Source organism: Citrobacter sp. UYEF32 (assembly GCF_040546205.1).
In the GTDB taxonomy this organism is placed as follows: Bacteria; Pseudomonadota; Gammaproteobacteria; order Enterobacterales; family Enterobacteriaceae; genus Phytobacter; species Phytobacter diazotrophicus.
The window spans coordinates 20,984-40,384 of record NZ_JBEPNI010000014.1 but is presented as its reverse complement, the minus strand read 5'-3'; the positions used below and the strand labels follow the sequence as shown (position 1 = coordinate 40,384).

23 protein-coding genes and 1 other RNA gene are annotated in these 19,401 nt (G+C 51.3%); 6 read left to right on the top strand and 18 right to left on the bottom strand.

The window, feature by feature from the left end:
- The 4 genes from nrdE to ABIB59_RS25720 all read right to left on the bottom strand — a co-directional run bounded on the left by nrdE (position 1) and on the right by ABIB59_RS25720 (position 3,349).
- Positions 1–2,145, bottom strand: coding sequence for a class 1b ribonucleoside-diphosphate reductase subunit alpha (gene nrdE, locus ABIB59_RS25735; RefSeq protein ID WP_354037522.1), 2,145 nt, complete (start codon positions 2,143–2,145; stop codon positions 1–3).
- Complete coding sequence (nrdI, locus tag ABIB59_RS25730) at positions 2,118–2,528, bottom strand: class Ib ribonucleoside-diphosphate reductase assembly flavoprotein NrdI (protein ID WP_107224586.1); 411 nt, start codon at positions 2,526–2,528, stop codon at positions 2,118–2,120. The genes nrdE and nrdI overlap by 28 nt, the downstream gene beginning before the upstream one ends.
- Positions 2,525–2,770, bottom strand: coding sequence for a glutaredoxin-like protein NrdH (gene nrdH / locus ABIB59_RS25725; protein WP_071194719.1), 246 nt, complete (start codon positions 2,768–2,770; stop codon positions 2,525–2,527). Before nrdH ends, nrdI begins: the two co-directional genes overlap by 4 nt.
- A 252-nt stretch (positions 2,771–3,022) precedes the next feature.
- A complete protein-coding gene (locus tag ABIB59_RS25720) occupies positions 3,023–3,349 on the bottom strand; it encodes a DUF883 family protein (protein ID WP_039077597.1) in 327 nt (108 codons plus the stop codon).
- A gap of 163 nt (positions 3,350–3,512) precedes the next feature.
- On the opposite strand from ABIB59_RS25720, the gene ABIB59_RS25715 reads away from it, so the two are divergent.
- The gene (locus ABIB59_RS25715) at positions 3,513–3,857 is read left to right on the top strand and encodes a DUF2002 family protein (protein WP_039077596.1); all 345 of its coding nucleotides are present in this window, start codon (positions 3,513–3,515) and stop codon (positions 3,855–3,857) included.
- Between the two features lie 32 nt (positions 3,858–3,889).
- On the opposite strand, the gene alaE is transcribed toward ABIB59_RS25715, so the two are convergent.
- Both alaE and ABIB59_RS25705 read right to left on the bottom strand, forming a co-directional pair.
- Positions 3,890–4,336 (bottom strand): L-alanine exporter AlaE, encoded by a 447-nt coding sequence (gene alaE / locus ABIB59_RS25710; RefSeq protein ID WP_047369158.1) that lies wholly within the window; start codon positions 4,334–4,336, stop codon positions 3,890–3,892.
- Between the two features lie 473 nt (positions 4,337–4,809).
- On the bottom strand, positions 4,810–4,989 hold the full coding sequence (locus ABIB59_RS25705; protein ID WP_071194717.1) for a GDFGVC terminal motif YodC-like protein: 180 nt from the start codon (positions 4,987–4,989) through the stop codon (positions 4,810–4,812).
- Positions 4,990–5,204: 215 nt separating this feature from the next.
- Between ABIB59_RS25705 and ABIB59_RS25700 the strand changes: the two genes are divergently transcribed.
- Both ABIB59_RS25700 and ABIB59_RS25695 read left to right on the top strand, forming a co-directional pair.
- Positions 5,205–5,363 carry a YqaE/Pmp3 family membrane protein gene (locus tag ABIB59_RS25700; RefSeq protein WP_039077593.1) on the top strand — a complete coding sequence of 53 codons (159 nt, stop codon included), beginning with the start codon at positions 5,205–5,207 and terminating at the stop codon, positions 5,361–5,363.
- Positions 5,364–5,509: 146 nt separating this feature from the next.
- Positions 5,510–6,361: a hypothetical protein gene (locus tag ABIB59_RS25695; protein ID WP_039077592.1), complete on the top strand. Its 852-nt coding sequence runs from the start codon at positions 5,510–5,512 to the stop codon at positions 6,359–6,361.
- A gap of 32 nt (positions 6,362–6,393) precedes the next feature.
- On the opposite strand, the gene ABIB59_RS25690 is transcribed toward ABIB59_RS25695, so the two are convergent.
- Positions 6,394–6,999: a short chain dehydrogenase gene (locus ABIB59_RS25690; protein ID WP_354037518.1), complete on the bottom strand. Its 606-nt coding sequence runs from the start codon at positions 6,997–6,999 to the stop codon at positions 6,394–6,396.
- Between the two features lie 99 nt (positions 7,000–7,098).
- Here ABIB59_RS25690 and ABIB59_RS25685 point away from each other — a divergent pair, with 99 nt between their 5' ends.
- Positions 7,099–7,998 (top strand): LysR substrate-binding domain-containing protein, encoded by a 900-nt coding sequence (locus ABIB59_RS25685; RefSeq protein ID WP_354037516.1) that lies wholly within the window; start codon positions 7,099–7,101, stop codon positions 7,996–7,998.
- On the opposite strand, the gene ABIB59_RS25680 is transcribed toward ABIB59_RS25685, so the two are convergent.
- From ABIB59_RS25680 to smpB, 9 genes are all read right to left on the bottom strand, one after another.
- Entirely contained in the window at positions 7,973–9,403 is a 1,431-nt protein-coding gene (locus ABIB59_RS25680) for a DNA cytosine methyltransferase (protein ID WP_039077589.1), read from the bottom strand. The two genes, ABIB59_RS25685 and ABIB59_RS25680, sit on opposite strands and share 26 nt — an antisense overlap.
- Before the next feature lie 144 nt (positions 9,404–9,547).
- Positions 9,548–10,189 (bottom strand): NrsF family protein, encoded by a 642-nt coding sequence (locus ABIB59_RS25675; RefSeq protein WP_079497826.1) that lies wholly within the window; start codon positions 10,187–10,189, stop codon positions 9,548–9,550.
- Positions 10,176–10,748, bottom strand: coding sequence for an RNA polymerase sigma factor (locus ABIB59_RS25670; protein ID WP_354037514.1), 573 nt, complete (start codon positions 10,746–10,748; stop codon positions 10,176–10,178). The genes ABIB59_RS25675 and ABIB59_RS25670 overlap by 14 nt, the downstream gene beginning before the upstream one ends.
- 20 nt (positions 10,749–10,768) lie before the next feature.
- Entirely contained in the window at positions 10,769–11,992 is a 1,224-nt protein-coding gene (locus ABIB59_RS25665) for a protein-disulfide reductase DsbD family protein (protein ID WP_039077586.1), read from the bottom strand.
- 42 nt (positions 11,993–12,034) lie between these two features.
- Positions 12,035–12,598: a peroxiredoxin gene (locus ABIB59_RS25660; protein ID WP_039077585.1), complete on the bottom strand. Its 564-nt coding sequence runs from the start codon at positions 12,596–12,598 to the stop codon at positions 12,035–12,037.
- A gap of 633 nt (positions 12,599–13,231) precedes the next feature.
- Positions 13,232–13,636, bottom strand: a complete 405-nt coding sequence (locus ABIB59_RS25655; protein WP_039077584.1) for an H-NS family histone-like protein — start codon at positions 13,634–13,636, stop codon at positions 13,232–13,234.
- Between the two features lie 1,035 nt (positions 13,637–14,671).
- On the bottom strand, positions 14,672–15,742 hold the full coding sequence (locus tag ABIB59_RS25650) for a hypothetical protein (protein WP_052249201.1): 1,071 nt from the start codon (positions 15,740–15,742) through the stop codon (positions 14,672–14,674).
- 702 nt (positions 15,743–16,444) lie between these two features.
- Positions 16,445–16,807, bottom strand: a transfer-messenger RNA (tmRNA) gene (ssrA, locus tag ABIB59_RS25645).
- 294 nt (positions 16,808–17,101) lie between these two features.
- The gene (gene smpB, locus ABIB59_RS25640; protein ID WP_039077570.1) at positions 17,102–17,584 is read right to left on the bottom strand and encodes an SsrA-binding protein SmpB; all 483 of its coding nucleotides are present in this window, start codon (positions 17,582–17,584) and stop codon (positions 17,102–17,104) included.
- 157 nt (positions 17,585–17,741) lie between these two features.
- Here smpB and ABIB59_RS25635 point away from each other — a divergent pair, with 157 nt between their 5' ends.
- Positions 17,742–18,179 (top strand): type II toxin-antitoxin system RatA family toxin, encoded by a 438-nt coding sequence (locus tag ABIB59_RS25635; RefSeq protein WP_197718602.1) that lies wholly within the window; start codon positions 17,742–17,744, stop codon positions 18,177–18,179.
- Positions 18,169–18,459, top strand: a complete 291-nt coding sequence (locus tag ABIB59_RS25630; RefSeq protein WP_039077568.1) for an RnfH family protein — start codon at positions 18,169–18,171, stop codon at positions 18,457–18,459. The genes ABIB59_RS25635 and ABIB59_RS25630 overlap by 11 nt, the downstream gene beginning before the upstream one ends.
- Before the next feature lie 6 nt (positions 18,460–18,465).
- Here the strand turns inward: ABIB59_RS25630 and ABIB59_RS25625 are convergent, their stop codons facing one another.
- Both ABIB59_RS25625 and bamE read right to left on the bottom strand, forming a co-directional pair.
- Positions 18,466–18,981: a ClbS/DfsB family four-helix bundle protein gene (locus ABIB59_RS25625; RefSeq protein WP_354037510.1), complete on the bottom strand. Its 516-nt coding sequence runs from the start codon at positions 18,979–18,981 to the stop codon at positions 18,466–18,468.
- 57 nt (positions 18,982–19,038) lie between these two features.
- Complete coding sequence (gene bamE, locus ABIB59_RS25620) at positions 19,039–19,380, bottom strand: outer membrane protein assembly factor BamE (RefSeq protein ID WP_039077567.1); 342 nt, start codon at positions 19,378–19,380, stop codon at positions 19,039–19,041.
- Between the last annotated feature and the right edge of the window lie 21 nt (positions 19,381–19,401).

The window sequence follows — 19,401 nt, the reverse complement described above, 5'->3', positions numbered from 1 at the left end:
TTACAGCGCGCAGGACACGCAGCCCTCGATTTCAGTACCTTCCAGCGCCAGTTGGCGCAGGCGGATGTAGTACAGCGTCTTGATACCTTTCTTCCACGCATAAATCTGCGCTCTATTAATGTCGCGCGTGGTGGCGGTGTCCGGGAAGAACAGCGTCAATGACAACCCCTGATCCACATGACGCGTGGCCTCAGCGTAGGTGTCGATGATCTTCTCCGGCCCGATTTCATAGGCATCCTGATAAAACGCCAGGTTTTCGTTGGTCATAAACGGGGCAGGGTAGTAAACGCGCCCGGTTTTGCCTTCCTTGCGAATCTCAATTTTCGACACGATAGGGTGAATACTCGACGTGGCGTGATTGATGTAAGAAATAGACCCGGTAGGCGGAACCGCCTGCAGGTTCTGGTTGTAAATGCCGTAGCGCATCACGTTCTCACGCAACTGCTCCCACATATTGCGGTCAGGGAGGGTGATGCCGCTTCGGGCAAAGAGCGCACGGACTTTCTCTGTTTTTGGCTGCCAGTCCTTTTCCAGGTACTGATTGAAAAATTCCCCGCTGGCATAGCGCGACTGTTCGAAGCCTGCAAAACGCTGGTTGCGTTCGCGGGCCATCATCATCGAGGTATTCAGCGCGTGCCAGGTGATGGTGTAAAAATAGAAGTTGGTGAAATCCAGCCCCTCTTCACTGCCGTAGGCTATGCCTTCTCGCGCCAGATAGCCGTGCAGGTTCATCTGCCCAAGGCCAATAGCGTGTGATGCCGCATTCCCCGCTTCTACCGAGGGAACCGAGCGGATGTGGCTCATGTTTGAGACCGCGCTCAGGCCACGCACCGCCGTTTCCACCGTGCGGCCAAAGTCAGGCGAATCCATGGTATGGGCGATATTGAGCGAGCCGAGGTTGCACGAGATATCGTGGCCAATATCCACGTAGTCCAGGTTTTCATCCAGCGTGGACGGGCTATTCACCTGCAAAATCTCGGAGCACAGGTTGCTCATATTGATACGCCCGGCAATGGGATTAGCGCGGTTCACCGTATCTTCAAACATGATGTACGGATAGCCTGATTCGAACTGGATCTCCGCCAGCGTCTGGAAGAAATCGCGGGCGTTGATGTATTTCTTACGTACGCGGTCATCGGCAACCAGTTGTTCATACATCTCGCTTACTGCGATATCACCGAAGGGTTTGCCGTACAGGCGCTCTACGTCATAGGGTGAAAACAGCGCCATGTCAGCATTGTCTTTTGCCAGACGGAAAGTGATATCCGGGATCACCACACCTAGTGAGAGCGTTTTAATACGAATTTTTTCGTCAGCGTTTTCCCGTTTGGTATCGAGAAAACGCAAAATATCCGGGTGGTGCGCGTTGAGATAAACGGCACCGGCTCCCTGGCGCGCGCCTAACTGGTTTGCATAAGAGAAGGCATCTTCCAGCATCTTCATCACCGGAATCACACCCGACGACTGGTTCTCAATGCGCTTAATCGGCGCACCGGCCTCGCGCAGATTTGAGAGTAAAAAGGCCACGCCACCGCCGCGTTTAGACAACTGCAACGCTGAGTTCACCGCGCGGCCAATGGATTCCATATTATCTTCAATACGTAACAGGAAGCAGGAGACCAGCTCGCCGCGCTGCTTTTTGCCGCAGTTGAGGAAGGTCGGTGTTGCAGGCTGGAAGCGACCGGTCAGGATCTCATCGGTCAACTGCCGCGCCAGGGTTTTATCTCCCTGGGCGAGGGTAAGCGCGACCATGCACACGCGGTCTTCGAAATGTTCAAGATAACGTTTGCCGTCGAAGGTTTTCAGCGTATAGCTGGTGTAGTACTTCCATGCGCCAAGGAACGTCTGGAAACGGAAACCGCTGGCATGGGCGTGAGCAAAAAGGTCGACCACGAAAGCGCGATCATAACGCGCCAGCACGCTTTCATCGTAATATTCTTCCTGCACCAGATAGTTAAGGCGCTCATCCTGGCTGGCGAATGTCATGCTATTGGGCAGGACATGGTTGTTGTAGAACGCGTCTACCGCCTGGTGATCTTTGTCGAACTGGATGCGGCCTGCTTTATCGTACAGATTCAGCATGGCGTTCAGCGCATGGTAATCCGGTGCGGCTTGCATTACGCGCTCTGCGGTTGTCGTTGCCAAAATTCGCTCACTCCTTTACGCACGTTTTCAATGTCCTGCTGGGTTCCCATCAGCTCAAAACGGTAGAGATACGGCACGCCGCATTTCTGCGAGATCACATCTCCCGCTCGCCCGTAGGCTTCGCCAAAATTGCGATTGCCGGAGGCGATCACGCCGCGAATCAGCGCACGGTTATGCTGATCGTTTAAAAAGCGGATGACCTGACGCGGCACGGCACCTGCCGTACCGCCGCCGCCATAACTGGGAACAACAAGAATGTAGGGTTCGTCTACCCGGATGCGCTCACGCTCATTGAGTGGAATACGCACCGCCGACATCCCCAGTCGCTCAATAAACCGCTGCGTGTTTTCCGAGCTGCTGGAGAAATAGACGAGGATGCTCATGCGCTGGCCACACGCGGTGCGGTGTGCAGGCGGTTGATCATATCCGGGCGGAAACCAGACCATTGGGTTTCACCTGCAACCACGACCGGTAACTGACGAAAACCCATTGCGCGCAGTTCATCTGCGGCGTCCGGTACCAGATCGACATTCACCATTTCGAATTCAAGGCCACGGCTTTCCATTGCCCGTTTTGTGGCGTGGCACTGTACACAGTCATTTCGAGTGTAAATAGTAATGCGCATGATTCGTGTTTCCATTTAAAATAAGAGAACGGCGCGAAGGTTCGCGTCAGTCGTGTGCTCGTTGCTAACAGGAATACTATATGTAGTTGATAAAAGTTTCAACCACACAACATATAGGAAATTAAGATAAGTTTTTCCTGGTTGATGAGCGCAACGAGGAGGGGGCTTTATATGCGTAAAACAGGCCCGCAGGCAATAAAAAACCCCGCACGCGCATCACGTACGGGGTTGAGGAGGGGAGAGTAAGCGGGTTTAACGGCGGTTACAAATCAGCGCACCCAGGAAAATCCCGACGGCGGCAACTGCCCCCAGGGCATAGACCGGATTCTCTTTCACATAGGTACCTGCACAGCTTACCGCGTCACGCGCTGCCTGATGTGCTGGTGTCCGACCATGCAGACGCGCCCGGGTCTCTCTTAACAGGGCCTGCGCTTTACGACGTGCGGTATCCGCTTCGTCTTTTGCATCGCTACCCAGAGACTTGAGTACATCTTCCAGGCTATCGGCCAGTTTATGAACATCATTCTGGATATCCTGAACGCCTTCATCTACATCACTGCGATTAGGTCTGTTAAACATCGGATCCTCCTTTGTTTTCGATGTGAATTTTAGTTTAGACCATAATTTTGTGCCGCTAATCACCGAAACGGCATTTGCCCTCGTTTATGGACTTTTCTGAAAGCGTTGCTAATGCTGAGTAATGTAAGGTTGCGGTGCAGTAAAAAGATGACGAGGAAAAAATATGTATTTACGACCCGATGAGGTGGCACGCGTTCTTGAGAAAGTGGGATTTAAAATGGATGTCGCTACACCGAAGACCTACGGTTATCGCCGTGGGGATAATTACGTGTATGTTAATCGGGAGGCGCGCATGGGCCGTACGGCGCTGATCATTCACCCCACGCTAAAAGAACGAAGTCTGTCCCTTGCGGAACCCGCCTCGGAAATCAAGACGTGCGATCACTATCAAAACTTCCCGTTATATTTAGGCGGGGACGCGCAGGAACATTACGGTATTCCACACGGTTTCAGTTCCCGGCTGGCGCTTGAGCGTTTTTTATCGGGCCTGTTCGGCGAGTTTCAATAAGCAGTGACAGGCGCAGGCCTGTCACTCTGTCCTCAGGCTTTCGCCTGCTGAAAGCTCACGCCAAACAGACGGCGGCAATAATCCAGGAAGTAGCCGTACAGCGCACCCATCAGCATCGACAGTACCGCATTTGAACTCACCGCCGCGACAATCTGATGCCAGTCGGCGCCGACAGTCAGTAAAATAGCGACATATACCGGTGACTGGAAGGTGACATACGCCACCACATCGGCCAGCGTTCGCATTCCGCTTTTCGGGCTAATACGGCGGGCATACCGCATGATCGCATCGCGATACAGACCATAAGGCCACGCAATAATAATGTTGACCGGAATAGCAACCAGACGTGATGAAAGTGACTGCTCGAAGGTCATTCCAGAGAGGAATATTTCAATGAGCATGTTCACTACCGAACAATAGACAACCATTGCAAAGGTGTCTGCCACGGCATGACGCAGGCGGGACTGCGAAGAGAACATGGTACTGCTCCTTGAAAAGAGAAAATAAGCTGATACCGGACGGTAACTAGCGGTTTGCTGTGGAACATTTGATGGTGCTAGATTATATGTCTGGATATAAACTAACAACTAGCTAATAATTTTTATTTATTTTCTTTTTCTGGATAAATTGCTCTGCCTTTGCCTGTTTTTTGCGCATTTCGTTATTTTTGTTGGAGAGGGAAATAAAAGCATTTGATATCATTAACTTATGGATGAGTTGTGATGTTATTCACAAAGTGACTTATCGTAGCAACGCGTACTTTTAGCGAACAATCCTTCCCTGATGTTCATAATTCAATCAGCAGCATTTTTTATGCTAAACAAACGATTTTACCAGCGTTAAATGCTGTTTCTCTGTTTGGGTAAATATGCGGATTGTTTGCATAAAGAAAGGTGATGAAGGGGGGGTATACCGATAAGTTGCGGTGAGAAATGCTCACCGCAAAAAAGAATTAGCAGACGCCGAAATCGCCGTCTTCTTTATAAAGAGATACGTCCGCAGCTTTGAGGGTAATTTTCTCTGCCGCGTCATTATGCACCGGTACGGCAACGATTTGGTCCTCATGCACTTCAATGACTTTTAACTTCGGTCCGCCAATACGCGGCTGCACTACATCACCAACAGTAATCATATTCTCCTCCTTATTTCCTGGTCATTAAACCTTAGCGCGAACTGCCCACAAGGTACAGTTGGGCCGGATGATGACTGCTATTGATGAAATGTCGTTTTGCGTAAAAGAGGGTAAAAGCGCAAGGCTCGGCTGGCGGTGTTCCGTAAAGTGGCTAAGCTTTTACATTAAATTCCTTTTTTAACAATCACCTGCATTTTTATCGCAATGGAGAAGTTATGGGTTTCTGGCGTATTATTTTTACGATTATTCTTCCCCCGCTGGGCGTACTCATTGGTAAAGGCTTTGGCTGGGCTTTCATTCTCAACGTGATTCTGACGTTGCTTGGCTATTTCCCAGGCCTGATTCACGCTTTTTGGGTTCAATCACGTGACTAAGAGGCGAAGGGCGAGAGCTTTCGCCCTCATGTTTTTATAACTGATTGTTAACCTGATATTTTCTCCGATTTTTTGTGCAAGTCCGTAAAGTTCTTCGCCATTGAGACGATAAAAAATACGTTTGGCATCAATTCTAAGGAGAAGATATGAGCATTAAGGATGTAAGTTCGGCTGCCTCGTTGAGGGACATGCCTGCCACTACCCGTTTGGAAACGGTGCATGCCGTGACGGGGAAAAACGTTGATCCCGTTGATTCCGTTGAGGTCAGTCTGTCGCCGGAAGCGATGGCGCAAGCAAGGGATAACTTAACGCCGCCGACTCAGGAGGAGATAGACGCGAGCGCTCGCGAAGCGCTCAACCTGCGTAACCAGGCGATAGCGCGAATGCCAACGGGACCAAGCCTTGCCAGTGATTTCTATTCCGATCCCGCCACCGCTAATGACGCGGTCAGTTTTCAGGCCTTTTTCCAGAACGCCACGGTTAACGCCGATGAGATGGCTGACGCACTGCATAAAGCCCTGACATCCCCAACCCAAAACGGGGATTACACCACCAATGCGATGGATCTGGCCTTAACACAAGCCAAGCTGAATCTGGTGGTACAGAAGTATGTGGCGACGGATTACCAGACTGAGGCCAGCGCATTTGTCGCTCAGTTTATTAGTGATAAATCTTCACAGGCCGATCAGATGACCAAAGTGGTCCTGACTCAGGCGAGCAGACTGGCGGAAAGCCTGGGGGATCGCGACCAGGCACAGCATCATCAGGATGCCCTCGCACAACTGGCCGAAGGAACGCACTCTTCCCAGACAGTCCGCAATGCAATGCTGAGCCTTACCGCCAGCACCACAGACAGTGAGGCCTGGTTCTCTTCAATCAACAACTGGGTTGCGAAAAACCGCTCGATACCTTACATCCGTGAAATTGAGCAAGGCCATATCAGCGCACTACAGGAGCAGTGGCAGAGTTTTGTCACGGGCCTGAAAACGGATGTCTAATCCGCTGCCCCTCATTGACGGATGAGGGGCGATTAATATCCCACGGTATAGACGCGCCCTGTCTGCACGCCTTCAATACTGCGGCGATAAGCCAGCGCCACCCGCGCGGCTGGCACGCTCTCAAACCCCGGAAAGAAGGGGCCGTAGGCTTCTTGCGATTCGCTCAGCATAGTCGGGCTAACGACATTTATACGCTGCCCGTGTTTCAGTTCGCACGCCGCTGCCTTCACAAAACCTTCCAGCGCGGCGTTGACCGTCGTGGCATTGACCCCTTGCGCGATGGGCTCCTGGCCAACAATCCCGCTGGTTAGCGTAATCGAGCCACCCTCGTTCAGGTAATGTTGCCCTGTCAACGCCAGACGCACCTGGCCGAGCAACTTATCCTGCAGGCCAATCGAAAAATCCCGGCTGGTCATTTTCTCCAGCGGCCCAAAGAAAAGATTGCCGGTGGTGGCGACGATAGCATCGACTCTCCCCACATTTTCAAACAGTGTAGCCACGCTCTCATCGGACGTGATATCGACATGGAAATCACCGCTGGTGCGCCCTGCGCGGATAATGTCATGTTGACCCTGGCTCAGTTCCTGCTCAACCGCCCGACCTACGGTACCACTTGCGCCAATCAGTAGAATTTTCATTGTTATGCTCCTCTGTTGCAGTAGTGGCTATTCTTCCGCTAATTATTTATAAGATAAATGAGCTAAACGTTAATTGATTACTAACTGTGGGTTAGCAATATGGATAAGCTGCGCAGTATGGAAGTGTTCGTTACCGTTGCGGATTGCGGCAGTTTCACCCAGGCGGCAAGCCAATTGAATCTGTCGGCGGTGATGGTGGGGAAATACATCGGTGCGCTGGAGGAGCAGCTTGGCGCAAGGCTGGTGGAGCGCAATACCCGGCGACAAAGTCTGACGGATGCCGGGCGTGTCTATTATGAAGAGGCACGCCGGGTGCTCGAGCAGGTACATATGGCGGATACCTCCATTGAACGACTGCGCGATACTCCCGCCGGTACGTTGCGGGTAAGTGCCTCCACGACGTTTGGCGCCTGCGTGGTGGCTCCGCTGACTGCCGCCTTTCTTAATGCGCATCCGCAGGTACGCGTCGAACTGGATCTGAGCAACCGACGGGTTGATTTGGTTGATGAAGGATTCGATCTGGCGATCCGCATTGGTGGGTTACACAACGATGACGTGGTTGCAAAGCCACTGTGCCTTTATCGCATGGTGATTTGTGCTTCACCCGACTACCTGGCGCGGCACGGTGAGCCACGTACGCCGGATGATTTACAGCATCATCGCTGCCTGTCGCATATGGTCTGGAACGCGAATAACGAATGGAAACTACCGGGAACGGACGGCGACATGTCCTGGCGGCAAGACCCGGTATTTCGTTGTAATGACGGGCAGGCATTGCGCCTTGCCGCTGTTGCGGGAGCGGGGTTATTACTCCAGCCGGAGATCTTACTGACCGATGAACTGGCAAGCGGCAAACTGGTACGCGTGTTAACGGACTTTGCGCCACAGCCGCGCCAGGTGTGGCTGCTTTATCGCCAGCAGCGCCGTCCGTTACCTAAGCTCACTCGCTATGTTGCCCATTTGCTCGACCATATCAACGCGTGGGTTGCCCCTTCCTGAGAGTGACGGCACGTAATATAGAGGGCTCCAGCAGCCGGGCGACCGCAGCAAACACCGGCACCACCACGGAGTTACCAAACTGACGATAGGCCTGCGTGTCCGACACCGGAATGCGAAACGGTTTTTCGCCCGGTTTCTCAAAACCCATCAGGCGCGCGCATTCGCGTGGCGTTAGCCTGCGCGGACGACGCTGCTGGTTGGCGGCGTCGCTAAAGTTGCTTTCACCCAGCGCTTTATCCCAGCCGCGATCGACCAGAATTTCTGAGCCATCTTTGTGATAGCGGGCAGATAAGGTTCGTGCCACGCTGGCTGCATTCGTGGGATCAACCAGTCCAAATCCAAAACCGTTGCCTTTCGCCGCGTGCTTCTTCGCATAATGGAAAAGGTAATCCCACAGTTTGGGCGACAGCACATACTTCGCATCAACAGTGGGCTCAAGGAGCTCACCGAAGGTCGGTCTGCTGCGCGGATAGAAGCGGTCGATATTACGCAGGGTAAAATCTTGCTTGAGCTGTAAATCGCGGCGAAAACCCACCAGAACAATACGTTCGCGGTGCTGGGGCAGAAAGTGTTTGCCATCCACAATCTTCGGGTCGTCTTTACCGGTCGCTTCGGCGTCGGCCACGTCGTACCCCAGTTCATCAAGGGTATTCATGATCACGGTAAAGGTTTTCCCCTGATCGTGGCTTTTCAGGTTTTTGACATTTTCCAGGACAAAGATGGCCGGGCGTTTGGCTTTAATAATCCGCGCGACATCGAAAAAGAGCGTGCCTTGCGCTTCGCATTCAAAACCATGGGCGCGACCGAGGGCGTTCTTTTTACTCACCCCGGCTAAGCTGAATGGCTGGCATGGAAATCCTGCCAACAGGACGTCATGATCGGGGATCTGTTCGTCGATATGCGCATAGGCCTGCGCGTCGGTGACGTCCGGTTTACCGCTCAGCGTAACTTCGCGAATATCCTGATTAAAACGATGGCTGCTTTCGTCGTTGTACCAGTTAGCTTTATAAGTCCGCACCGCATTTTTGTTCCATTCACTGGTAAAGACACACTGTCCGCCAATGGCTTCAAAACCATTGCGGATACCGCCAATACCGGCGAACAAGTCGATAAAGCGGAATTGATAATGCGGATGGTGCGCAGGCGGCGAAGGAAGCATTTTGCGCAGTAAGGCTTCCTCGGCGGCGGTAAGTGGCGCAGGGGTGCCTTTGCCATTGACCCGCCGGTTTAATCTTTCACGACTCCATTCGTTTTGACCCAGTTTGCGTAACTGTTCCGCCACATACTTTTGTCCGTAGATTTCCAGTACCCGGCCCAGCAATGCGTTGTCGTCTTCTCGTTGCCGTTTGTCTTCTGCTTCGGCCTGGCGCTGAAGCTCCTGCGCGATTGAATCAAATTCCGACATGACGTCTCCTTGGGTTAATGCGTGAAAATATATCACTCATTTGACCCAGAGGAGAGTTTTACCTGCTGTTATCAGTGAATGTTGGGACGGTACGCAAAACCGCGTACGCTCTGCGTGTTATCCAGCAAAGGGAACGGTATACGTCTAATGGTGGGGCAGCGACACCCATTTATAGCCCAACAGCATGGTGCCAAGGATTATCGTTGCCGTGGCGCTGAGATGCATCAGAAAATCCAGCGCACTCACATGGGTTGGGTGGCAAAGGGCCAGTAATGTCAGCGCCATGCAGGCGACGCCAGCCCCGGCGGCTGCCAGGCTCCGGGCGGGAAATAACGTGCGGGTACGGCGTAGATAACCAATCACGATCGCCATCATCGGCACGCTCACCACAACCATAAAGAGATAACAATTTGTTCCCACCTCGCTGCCTTGTACCGGGAGGTGGTGATGCAATTGCATATTGGCAAAGGAAATTGCGAGCCAGAGGCTAACCAGCGGCGTAAACCATTTCCAGCTCAGGGATTGCTGCCCGGCAATGCTCAGCAAAAAGGCGTTACGGATAGCCAGCGCGCCGGTAATAAAGGTCAGAAATAACTGCAAGATAACCCACGCGGCGCCTGTCTGAGACCAGTCGGTAAAAGTCCGGTGCACCAGTAAACTGGCCAGCGCCCCACAGGGCAATGCCATCACGATCCACGCTACAACCCGCCATCCGGGCTGCCACGGACGTTTTACGGGCTCGATAGTGCGACTTAACTGCTCAATAAAAAGATCATGATCGGCCATGATGTGCTCCTAACCGACGAAGGTTACTTAATGCGCGATGCAGCAGAGACTTAACGGCCGCCACCGTCAGGTTATTGTGCGTCGCGGTTTCTGAAAGGGTCATTTCGTGCAGGTGAACATGTTCAATTACCTGCCGCTGGCGCGCCGGAAGCTGGTTTAACAGCATGGCGAGTTCTTCCCTGGACTGGTGTTGTTCAACGCTGGCGGCCAGATAACGGTCTTCGCTTGCGTACTCAGACGCCTCGCTGTCGTCTTGCTCGCGCTGGCGATGACGGCCACGACGGCGCAGCGCATCAACCGAACGGGCATGGGCAATCGCCATCAGCCACGGCAAAAAAGGTGAAGCGGGATCGTAGGTGTGACGTACCCTGTGCACGGTCAGCAGCACATCCTGAATGACATCTTCAACCAGCATGTCATCGTCAACCTGCTTACGTACCAGCGAGCGAATAACCGGTACCAGCGCCTTTAGCAACTGCGTGTAGGCCGCCTGATCGCCGGCCTGGGCAAGCGCCATCAATTGCGGCCATTGCTCACGTGTTGCCTCATGTTTTTCCATATTCCGCCTTACTTACGGCTTCATGTCTTTTTACCGCTGGCCTGTGTCAGGGCGTTGACCACTATCGACGGGGTGAGCACCTGCGGCAAGATTTTCGGTTCGCTGCCATCTGCCGGATAGACCACATACAGCGGCAGGCTGCCCTGACCCAGGGCGTTCATCGTGTCATCGATATCGGCATTAAATTTGGTTGAGTCGGCCACCATATAAAGTGTGCCCGTGCGCGCCAGCGCCTCTTTCACGGCCTGCGTAGACAGCGATGTCTTCTCGTTTACCTGACAAGTGATACACCAGGATGCGGTGAAATTGACGAAAATCGCTTTGCCGTGGCCACGATTATCCGCCACATTTTGCGGCGACCATTTTACCTCTTCGACATGTGCCGTCGTCTCAAGCGGGGCGCCATTTTTGATTACCGACGGCAGCGGAACAATGACTGCCAGAATCAGCGCAGCGGTGACTGCAAACAACGCGAGATGCCGCTTACCGGCAAAGCGCCGTTGCTGCGCCATACCATAGAGCCAGGCGGCGAAACTCAGCACTACAGCAGCCGCCAGAATCGCGGCGAGCGCGGTGGTTCCTGCCTGCTGAGCCAGCACCCATACCAGCCAGCCGAAGGCGCCGAACATCGGAAACGCCAGGCCACGTTTTAGCGTATTCATCCAGGCACCGGGGCGCGGTAGCCATTTTCCCAACGCCGGGAAGAGGGAGATAAGAGTGAATGGCGCGGCGAAACCGAGGGCGAGGGCAAAGAAGATAACCAGCGCCACGGCAGGTGGTTGCACCAGCGCATAGCCAATAGCACCTGCCATAAACGGGGCGGCACAGGGGGTTGCCACAATGATCGACAGCGCCCCGGTTAGCGCCGCCCGGACAAACGCACCGCGCTCAACGGAAATTTCCCCGGCGCGCTGCATCGACAGACCCACTTCAAACACGCCAAGTAAATTCAGCGCAGCGCCCAGAATAACCAGTGCGAGGAAGGCAATCACCAGCGGCGACTGGAGCTGAAATCCCCAACCGACAGCGGTACCGCCCGCCCGCAGGGCTAACAAAACCGCGGCCAGTATCAGCATGGTAACAACCGTGCCGAGTAAGAAGCCAAGCCCTTCTTTGCGCGTCTGCACCGTACTGTGCGAATGGCGAACCAGCCCCAGCGCCTTAAGCGAGATTATCGGGAAAACGCAGGGCATAAAATTAAGGATAATGCCGCCTGCGAAGGCGGCCAGCATTGCGGTTAACATAGTGAGTCTCTGATGGCTAATGGGGTGGTTGACGTCCGCCTTTTACGAGTGCGAATTTGCGTACTGTTTCACCGCATCCATCGTTTTCTGGATATGCGTTTCCGGGTTTCTGTCAGTGTAGCTCAGCAGGATCTTACCGTCCGGCGCGATAACAAATGAGGTCCGGTCAGAAAGGGTTTTGCCATTCATCTGCATCAGCGTCTGGTACTCCGAGGCGACTTTTGCGCCTGGGTCAGCCGTGACAGTGAACTTATCGCGGCACTCCAGTTTAGAGAACTCATCCACCTGGTCCACATTACCTGCGGTCACGCCAATGACGGTCGCGCCCAGTTTTTTGAAGTCATCCGTGGCTTCGGCAAAGGCGTGGGCTTCGATGGTGCAGCCTTTACTGAATGCCGCCGGGAAGAAATAGAGCACGACCGGGCCTTTTTGCAGGGCCTGTTTCAGTGAGAACGTCAAAGGCTTGCCCGCAAGGGCGCCCTGCAATTGAAAATCGGGGGCCTGCGCACCGGTTGGCAATGCAGCCTGGGCATTGAACATCGGCATTGAGACGCTAAGCAGTACGGCAGAGGTAAGGCTCAAAAAGAGTTTTTTCATCGGTGTCATGTTGCGCTCCACGGGTTAGGAAATTTAACGCTCATAGACAGTTCGCTGGATGTCGCGGGAAAGTTTCGCCTGGGGTAAAAAAATTTCCTCGCTGAAAAAGCGGTTTAGCAGCAGGGCTATTTCACGATGCGATATGGGTAGCGAGGAACACTTTTGCGGCTGGTTGCCATTTTATCCTGCCTGGTTATTTGACAGTCGGGTGTCAGCATCGGCTTGATGCCGGGCCGTTGCGTTTCAAAAGTATATTCCACCGGGTATTAATTTTAATGGTCCGGCCTTTCGGGAACCGCCCCGGGATGTTATTGGCCCGGCTTGACCTGGTAACCTGAACATCTGTTTTTTCGGCTCTGCTGCTTATATTAGACGCTGGTTTTTTATTGTAATAGAGAGTAAAGGATTACAGTTCGGCTAAACGGACTTGCCGTGACGGGGATATGAATATCAGGAGAGTGCGATAAAGCGCAGTAGTACAACGGAGAATATGGCGGTGTTTTTTAATTGACCGTCATGCGCTTAAGATTATTCTGTAGCTGATGGTCAATCATCTTATGTTATCGGCAGGGTGTGCGGGTTTCACTATATAAAGAGTTTCATAGCATTGCGGGGGAGCGTGCCTCCCCCCATAGCTGGATATTAGATTGCGAAATCTTCCAGTTTTTTCCCTTTCTCAAGCGCGGAGGTAATCGCTTTAGGCGTGCGGCCCTGGCCTGTCCAGGTTTTTTCGCTGCCGTCTTCGTCGATATATTTGTATTTCGCCGGGCGAGGCTCACGGGTCGATTTTGTTTTTGTCGCCTGTCCTTTTAAGGAGGAGATGAGCTCTGCCGGGTCAATGCCTTCCTCAAGAAGTTTCACACGAAACGCTTCGAGTTTTGCCTGTTTATCCTCGAGTTCCTTACGCTGAGAGGCTTCTTCTTCGCGGCGTTCTTCAACGATGACCGTGAACTTTTCGAGAATATCTTCAAGATATTCCAGGCTAACTTCACGCGTTTGAGCACGCAGTGTGCGAATGTTGTTTAAGGCTTTCAGTGCTTCTGACATTTGCAGATCCTTTTACTTGAATTTGGTGGTGTTTCGAATTGCTTCTTTACGAATGGTTCCGGGAAACCAAACGAGCGTATCACTTTTGTTTCTCGGGTGGACACAATATATATACCGCCGATGCAAAATAATTTATAGCAAATTATGAATGGAAATGTCTGTCTTTTAGTGTCATTACTCTTTTTTTTCTAAGTAGAGTATTTCGCTGCGCAGTTAAAAGCATAACCACTTCCCTCATCCTTACCAATTTCATGGGTAGTCATCTCTGAAAACCCCTTTCGCAACGGGTCTTTTTTCTTCTCAATACCCTTACTCCCGGTAATTGACCGTCACGCTTTGCTTATATCCGAAATAGAATGAGAAAGATTTGTGCGCTTTGTCGCGAATTCAAAATCATGCCGCACCGTTTGTCCAGGTCAGCCCGTTGCGTCGGGAAGGTGTGTTGTACTTGATAAGCGGCAAGCTACGCGTGTGAAATAGCGCTTTAAGAAATACCAACTGCAGGTTGTCTTCTCTTCACGCTTTTTGCTAAGTGCATTTATCCAGCTCGACAAGAAGTCTGTTTAGCTCATATTGAATGTGCTTCCGACGCTGTTTTAATAGCAAGCGGGCCGGAACAACGCGATCAATAATGGTCGACTTCCTGGCCATGAACTTCATTGCGAGTCGGGTGACGTCTTCTTCTGTCCAGCCAGGCCACTGTCCATGTTTTTCCTTTGACATGAAAAATGTACGGTCACTCTGTTTTGCCACATTTTCAGGACGGTGTTCGAAGAGGGGCAGAGAAGGAAACTATCTGCCCGGCAATGATCAGATTTCGCACTTGCATCTCAACATTTTTGCATGACAAACGCGTGCGAGTACACAGAGAGGCTAATTTAGCCATGTATGAAATTCTATGTGAATTGTCCCGACGCGGAGTGAGGCAGGTGACAAGATGCCACCGCTGTAATGCCGGACAAAACAAAGCCCGCACTTTCGCGGGCTAATGCTATTGTCATGGCTCAAATCTGCGTTCTCAATCCTGTTTAATAGTTAATACCCACGAGCAGAATAGACACGGGCCATTCCCGCCCAATCCGAGAACAATATTTCATACTTAACCGGTGTGTAGTCAATGATGCTATCCATTGCTGCTGTGTTCCATGCATTATCTGAAATTTTACGATCCCTGGCAGTTTTCCCCCACTCGACAATCTCTTTTGCAAGCCCCTGAACACATGCCCTGCTTAACACTTTCTTGCCGTAGTATGCGCCCATGTCAGAACATGATGCCATGCTCATATCAAGACTGTTTCTTAAATAACTCAGCCCGTTAATGGATATAAAACTGCGACCGTTGGCATACACCATACCATTGTCACGAGCGGTAAACTTAACAGTGCGTAACGCATCCACTATCTTTTTTTGATCTGGTGTTGGGTCTATCCACGGGGAAGGATAAATAGTTCTTTCGGAGGCAATATATGCTTCTTTTTCACGTTCCTTGTTTGCTTCGTTTCTCGCGCTGTACTGTTCCTCAAAGGCATTAAACTCTTTTTGGTACTTTTCATCGAACTGGTCTTTTTTAGCACTGAATGCAGAAATACTCTGATAAAAATCAGTTTCGCTAACTTTGCCAAGCCCCATATTCCAGTAATCTTTTTGATAATCAATGTAAATGACATCGACTCTGTATTTGTTCTCTAAGGCTTCAGCCAAATTTTTCAAGTATGCATAAATATCAACTCGCTTTTCTTCATCATCCTCAAGTGAAGATAGTTGTCCAACATTCGGGCCACCGTACTCATGGTATGCAGCATAGAAAACAGGAATGAACGAAAGATTAGCGTTAACGGCTTTGATGATATTCTGTTCGTTACATGTTGTGTCATCCCACTTTAACAGGCTATTGCCACCTTTTCGGTACGTTTCACAGTCCTCGATACCCAGGCGAACAATCGCATTCCATCCCGGGCGCTGCTTATAATCGTCGTTCTTGATGATATGGAACCGGGAAAGGGTTTGGGATGGAAAAAATTGACCAGCCGTGCAAGATGAAAGAAGAAGAGTAACCGAGAGGCTGGCTATTAGTTTTAGCCCCCCGAAAGTCTGTAATTGTTTCATATGAATGTCCGATTAATAAAAACTCCTGGGATCTTAAATTGTATTTAAAAATAAATCCATCTCAGATAAAAGGTAACTTGCTGATTTTTATTGCTCAAATCCAGGCTGCCAACTATCGTGCATTCAAGAGTTTCCTTTAAGTTCGAGGCTATGAAAGCGCGACGTTTATCATCTGGCTGCCGGGATAAAGCGGTTTTTATTGGCTCGCTGCGTCCTTCATTTTTCTGGCGCTCGATAATGTTATTCACTCAAGTTCGGTACTGGAATTTAATTGCAGCGCCATACTTTTTCTACAGTTTATTCCGCCTCGTTACCTGCGCTTTTGGCTTCATTGAGAAAGCTATTTCAGCCTGCTGGTGTAGCACTTTACAAAGCTTTGTCGCAGCGGCGCGCCAGCGCTTCCAGAAGATCATTGTCGGAAGTACTCAATGCACCAAATAATGGAACAGCAGATACAGCAAGCTCCGTTGAGGAGACTGACACTGCACTACTAAATTGCCATATGCCGCTGGTAGGGGTACCTGTTTTTCGTACAGTTTTTGGGCAAGGGTAGACAATGCCGGGGCTGGTCAGTTCGGAATCATTTAGTTGCCATTGGACTTCAACGGACAAATTCAGGGTACAAAAAAGCCCGCAGGGCTTGCGCCGTGCGGGCTCTCAGGACTTCATCGGATGACTCTGGTAATCACCGATGGAGAATTTTGGTGGAGCTGGCGGGAGTTGAACCCGCGTCCGAAATTCCTACATCCTCGGTACTACATGCTTAGTCAGTCTTTACATTCGCCTGGCACCTGCGGACAGACACGCCACTACCAGACTAGCCTGATTAGTTTTAACGCTTCAACCCCAGGCAGGGTCTCCACGCGATCTCTTTTGGGTTTGACCTCTCTTTGATCCCCGTCTTAAGAGCGGAAGCTAGGGAGAGAGGGCTCAGAGCAGGTTATTAAGCTGCTAAAGCGTAGTTTTCGTCGTTTGCGACTATTTTTTGCGGCTTTTTACGAGGCAAACCGCCCCTCGGCATGCACCTTGGGTTTCGCAAATCCCGTCGAATCCAGAATCAGCCCCAAAAGTGTTGCGCTAAGTATAACAGATTTATGACGCAGCACACCAGTCCATATCGCTGTAATGCTTTTGCCAGAGCTGTCTGGCGAGAATGTGAACAATAACCACTGATATCGTTACGAATAGAGATGATCAAGTTCAGAGGTAAAATTCAGAGAAACGATATGGGAAGAGAAGGGCATGACATACGAGGAATCTTGATGTTCAAACATTTCTCAACACCCAAAGTGAGAAAGGCGCTGTGGGAAAGATGTGTTGCCCGGACACTCCCGCTGCGGAAGCATCCGGTGGGCGTTATTAGCGGCCTGCGTTTTTCATAATGCGGGCTTTATCCAGTTGCCATTCACGCTCTTTAAGATCGGAACGTTTATCGTGCTGTTTCTTACCTTTCGCAACGCCGATTTTGACTTTGCACCAGGCATTTTTCCAGTACAGCGAAAGCGCGACAACGGTATAACCTTCGCGGTTTACGCGACCATAGAGGCTATCCAGTTCACGTTGGTTGAGCAGCAACTTACGCGTACGGGTTGGATCGCAAACATAGTGGCTCGAAGCCACCGCCAGCGGGGTGAAGTTGGCACCGAACAGGTATGCTTCGCCATCTTTCAGAATCACATAGCTGTCGCCGATGTTGGCTTTGCCCGCTCGCAGGGATTTGACTTCCCAGCCCTGCAGAGACAGACCCGCCTCAAACTCTTCTTCGATAAAATATTCATGGCGGGCGCGCTTATTCATCGCGATAGTGGCGGAACCGGGTTTGTGTACTTTTTTCTTCGTCATAAGTGTCGTGAAGCCATTGGTAATCTGATATCCAAAAAGACCTCATTGCATCCTGTGAGGTTCAACGCGTTATCTTAGCACGAGTTCCGGCGTAGCGTTTTCCTTTCATGTATGGGAAATGTTATTATTTGATGATTGTATGATCGCAGGAAATGCTATGCCTCAGATTAGTCGCTCTGCACTGGTGCCTTACAGCGCAGAACAAATGTATGAATTGGTTAACGATGTGAAATCTTACCCGCAGTTTCTGCCGGGGTGCACGGGTAGCCGCGTGCTGGAGTCCGGCCCTACGCAGATGACGGCGGCAGTGGATGTCTCGAAAGCGGGAATCAGCAAGACTTTCACAACGCGAAATACCTTAACGGCAAACCAAACCATTTTGATGCACCTTGTCGATGGTCCATTCAAGAGGTTGATGGGGGGCTGGAAGTTTACGCCGCTATCAGCGGATGCCTGCCGCATCGAGTTTAACCTTGATTTTGAATTTACCAATAAGCTGATTGAACTGGCTTTTGGTCGTATTTTCAAAGAGCTGGCCGCCAATATGGTAGATGCCTTTACCGTACGTGCGAAAGAGGTCTACAGTGCCGGGTAAGATTGCGGTGGAAGTGGCGTATGCGTTGCCGGAAAAGCAGTACCTGCAGCGGGTGAGCCTGGAAGAAGGGGCAACCATCGAACAGGCGATTGTTGCCTCTGGCCTGCTTGAGTTACGTACAGATATCGATCTCAGCCGCAACAAAGTGGGCATTTATAGTCGCCCGGCAAAACTGCAAGATGTTGTTGCTGATGGTGACCGTATCGAAATTTATCGCCCGCTGATTGCTGATCCGAAAGAATTGCGCAGGCAGCGCGCGGAGAGAGCGGCGAAGAAATAGATCTGTTCAGGCTTCGGCGAGCGTTTTTAACAGACTGTTCAGCCTGGCGCTGGCATTCTTATACGGTGAGGCGCTGTTGAATTGAATCATACGTCCTCGCGTCCATTTTCCGTACCAGAGCTGGTGGTACAACTCATCGTCACTAAAGCCATTCACCAGTGATATCAGTTGCTGTTGATTCTCTTCCAGCATGGCAAGCAGCGTTGGCCATGACGTAATATGCTGGTAATCAGCGTAGTATTTTTGTGCAAGCTTCCCCAGTTCATTCCATTTAAAGCCTTTTGCCGGGAAGTCTATTTCTTCGCCTGCGGCTTCCTGTTGGTGCCAGAAGAGAACTTGCTCTCCCCAGCCAATCAGATAGCTGACAAGATTAGCAACACTCATGCGGCTACCAGCTACGTGCCCTTCCAGGCATTGCTGATAAGCGATGTCCGCCGGAATGCGGATGAGTTTTTTGCGCAGGGCGCTTGCCGACTTTTTCATTGCTTCCAGTAAGGCAGTTTTGCTTTCTGGCACGGCCATCTTCTCTTCCCCTGAAATGAAAAATGGCGCCATTGGGCGCCATTTCTAATCCTGCGATTACTCTTTTGTCAGTGCGGGTTTGTTATCAATGTTGGTTAATACGCCGCTGCTGTTAAAGGTAAGAGTCAGCGTCTGCTGGGTCACACCTTCGTGCCCTGGCTGCTGACGGAATACGTAGAACCAGGTGCTGCTTCCGAACGGATCGGTCATCATCGGCGTACCCAATGCGTATGCAACCTGCTGTTGCGTCATCCCTACGCGGATTTTAGAAACGTCATTCGGAGTCAGGTAGTTCCCCTGATTGATATCAGGACGGTAAACCACTCGCTCCAGAGTGGAACAGCCTGCGGTCAACATCAGAAGAACCGCTGCGGCAGCAGTCAGCATTTTACAGCGCATAGTGATTTGATTCCTTTTCGG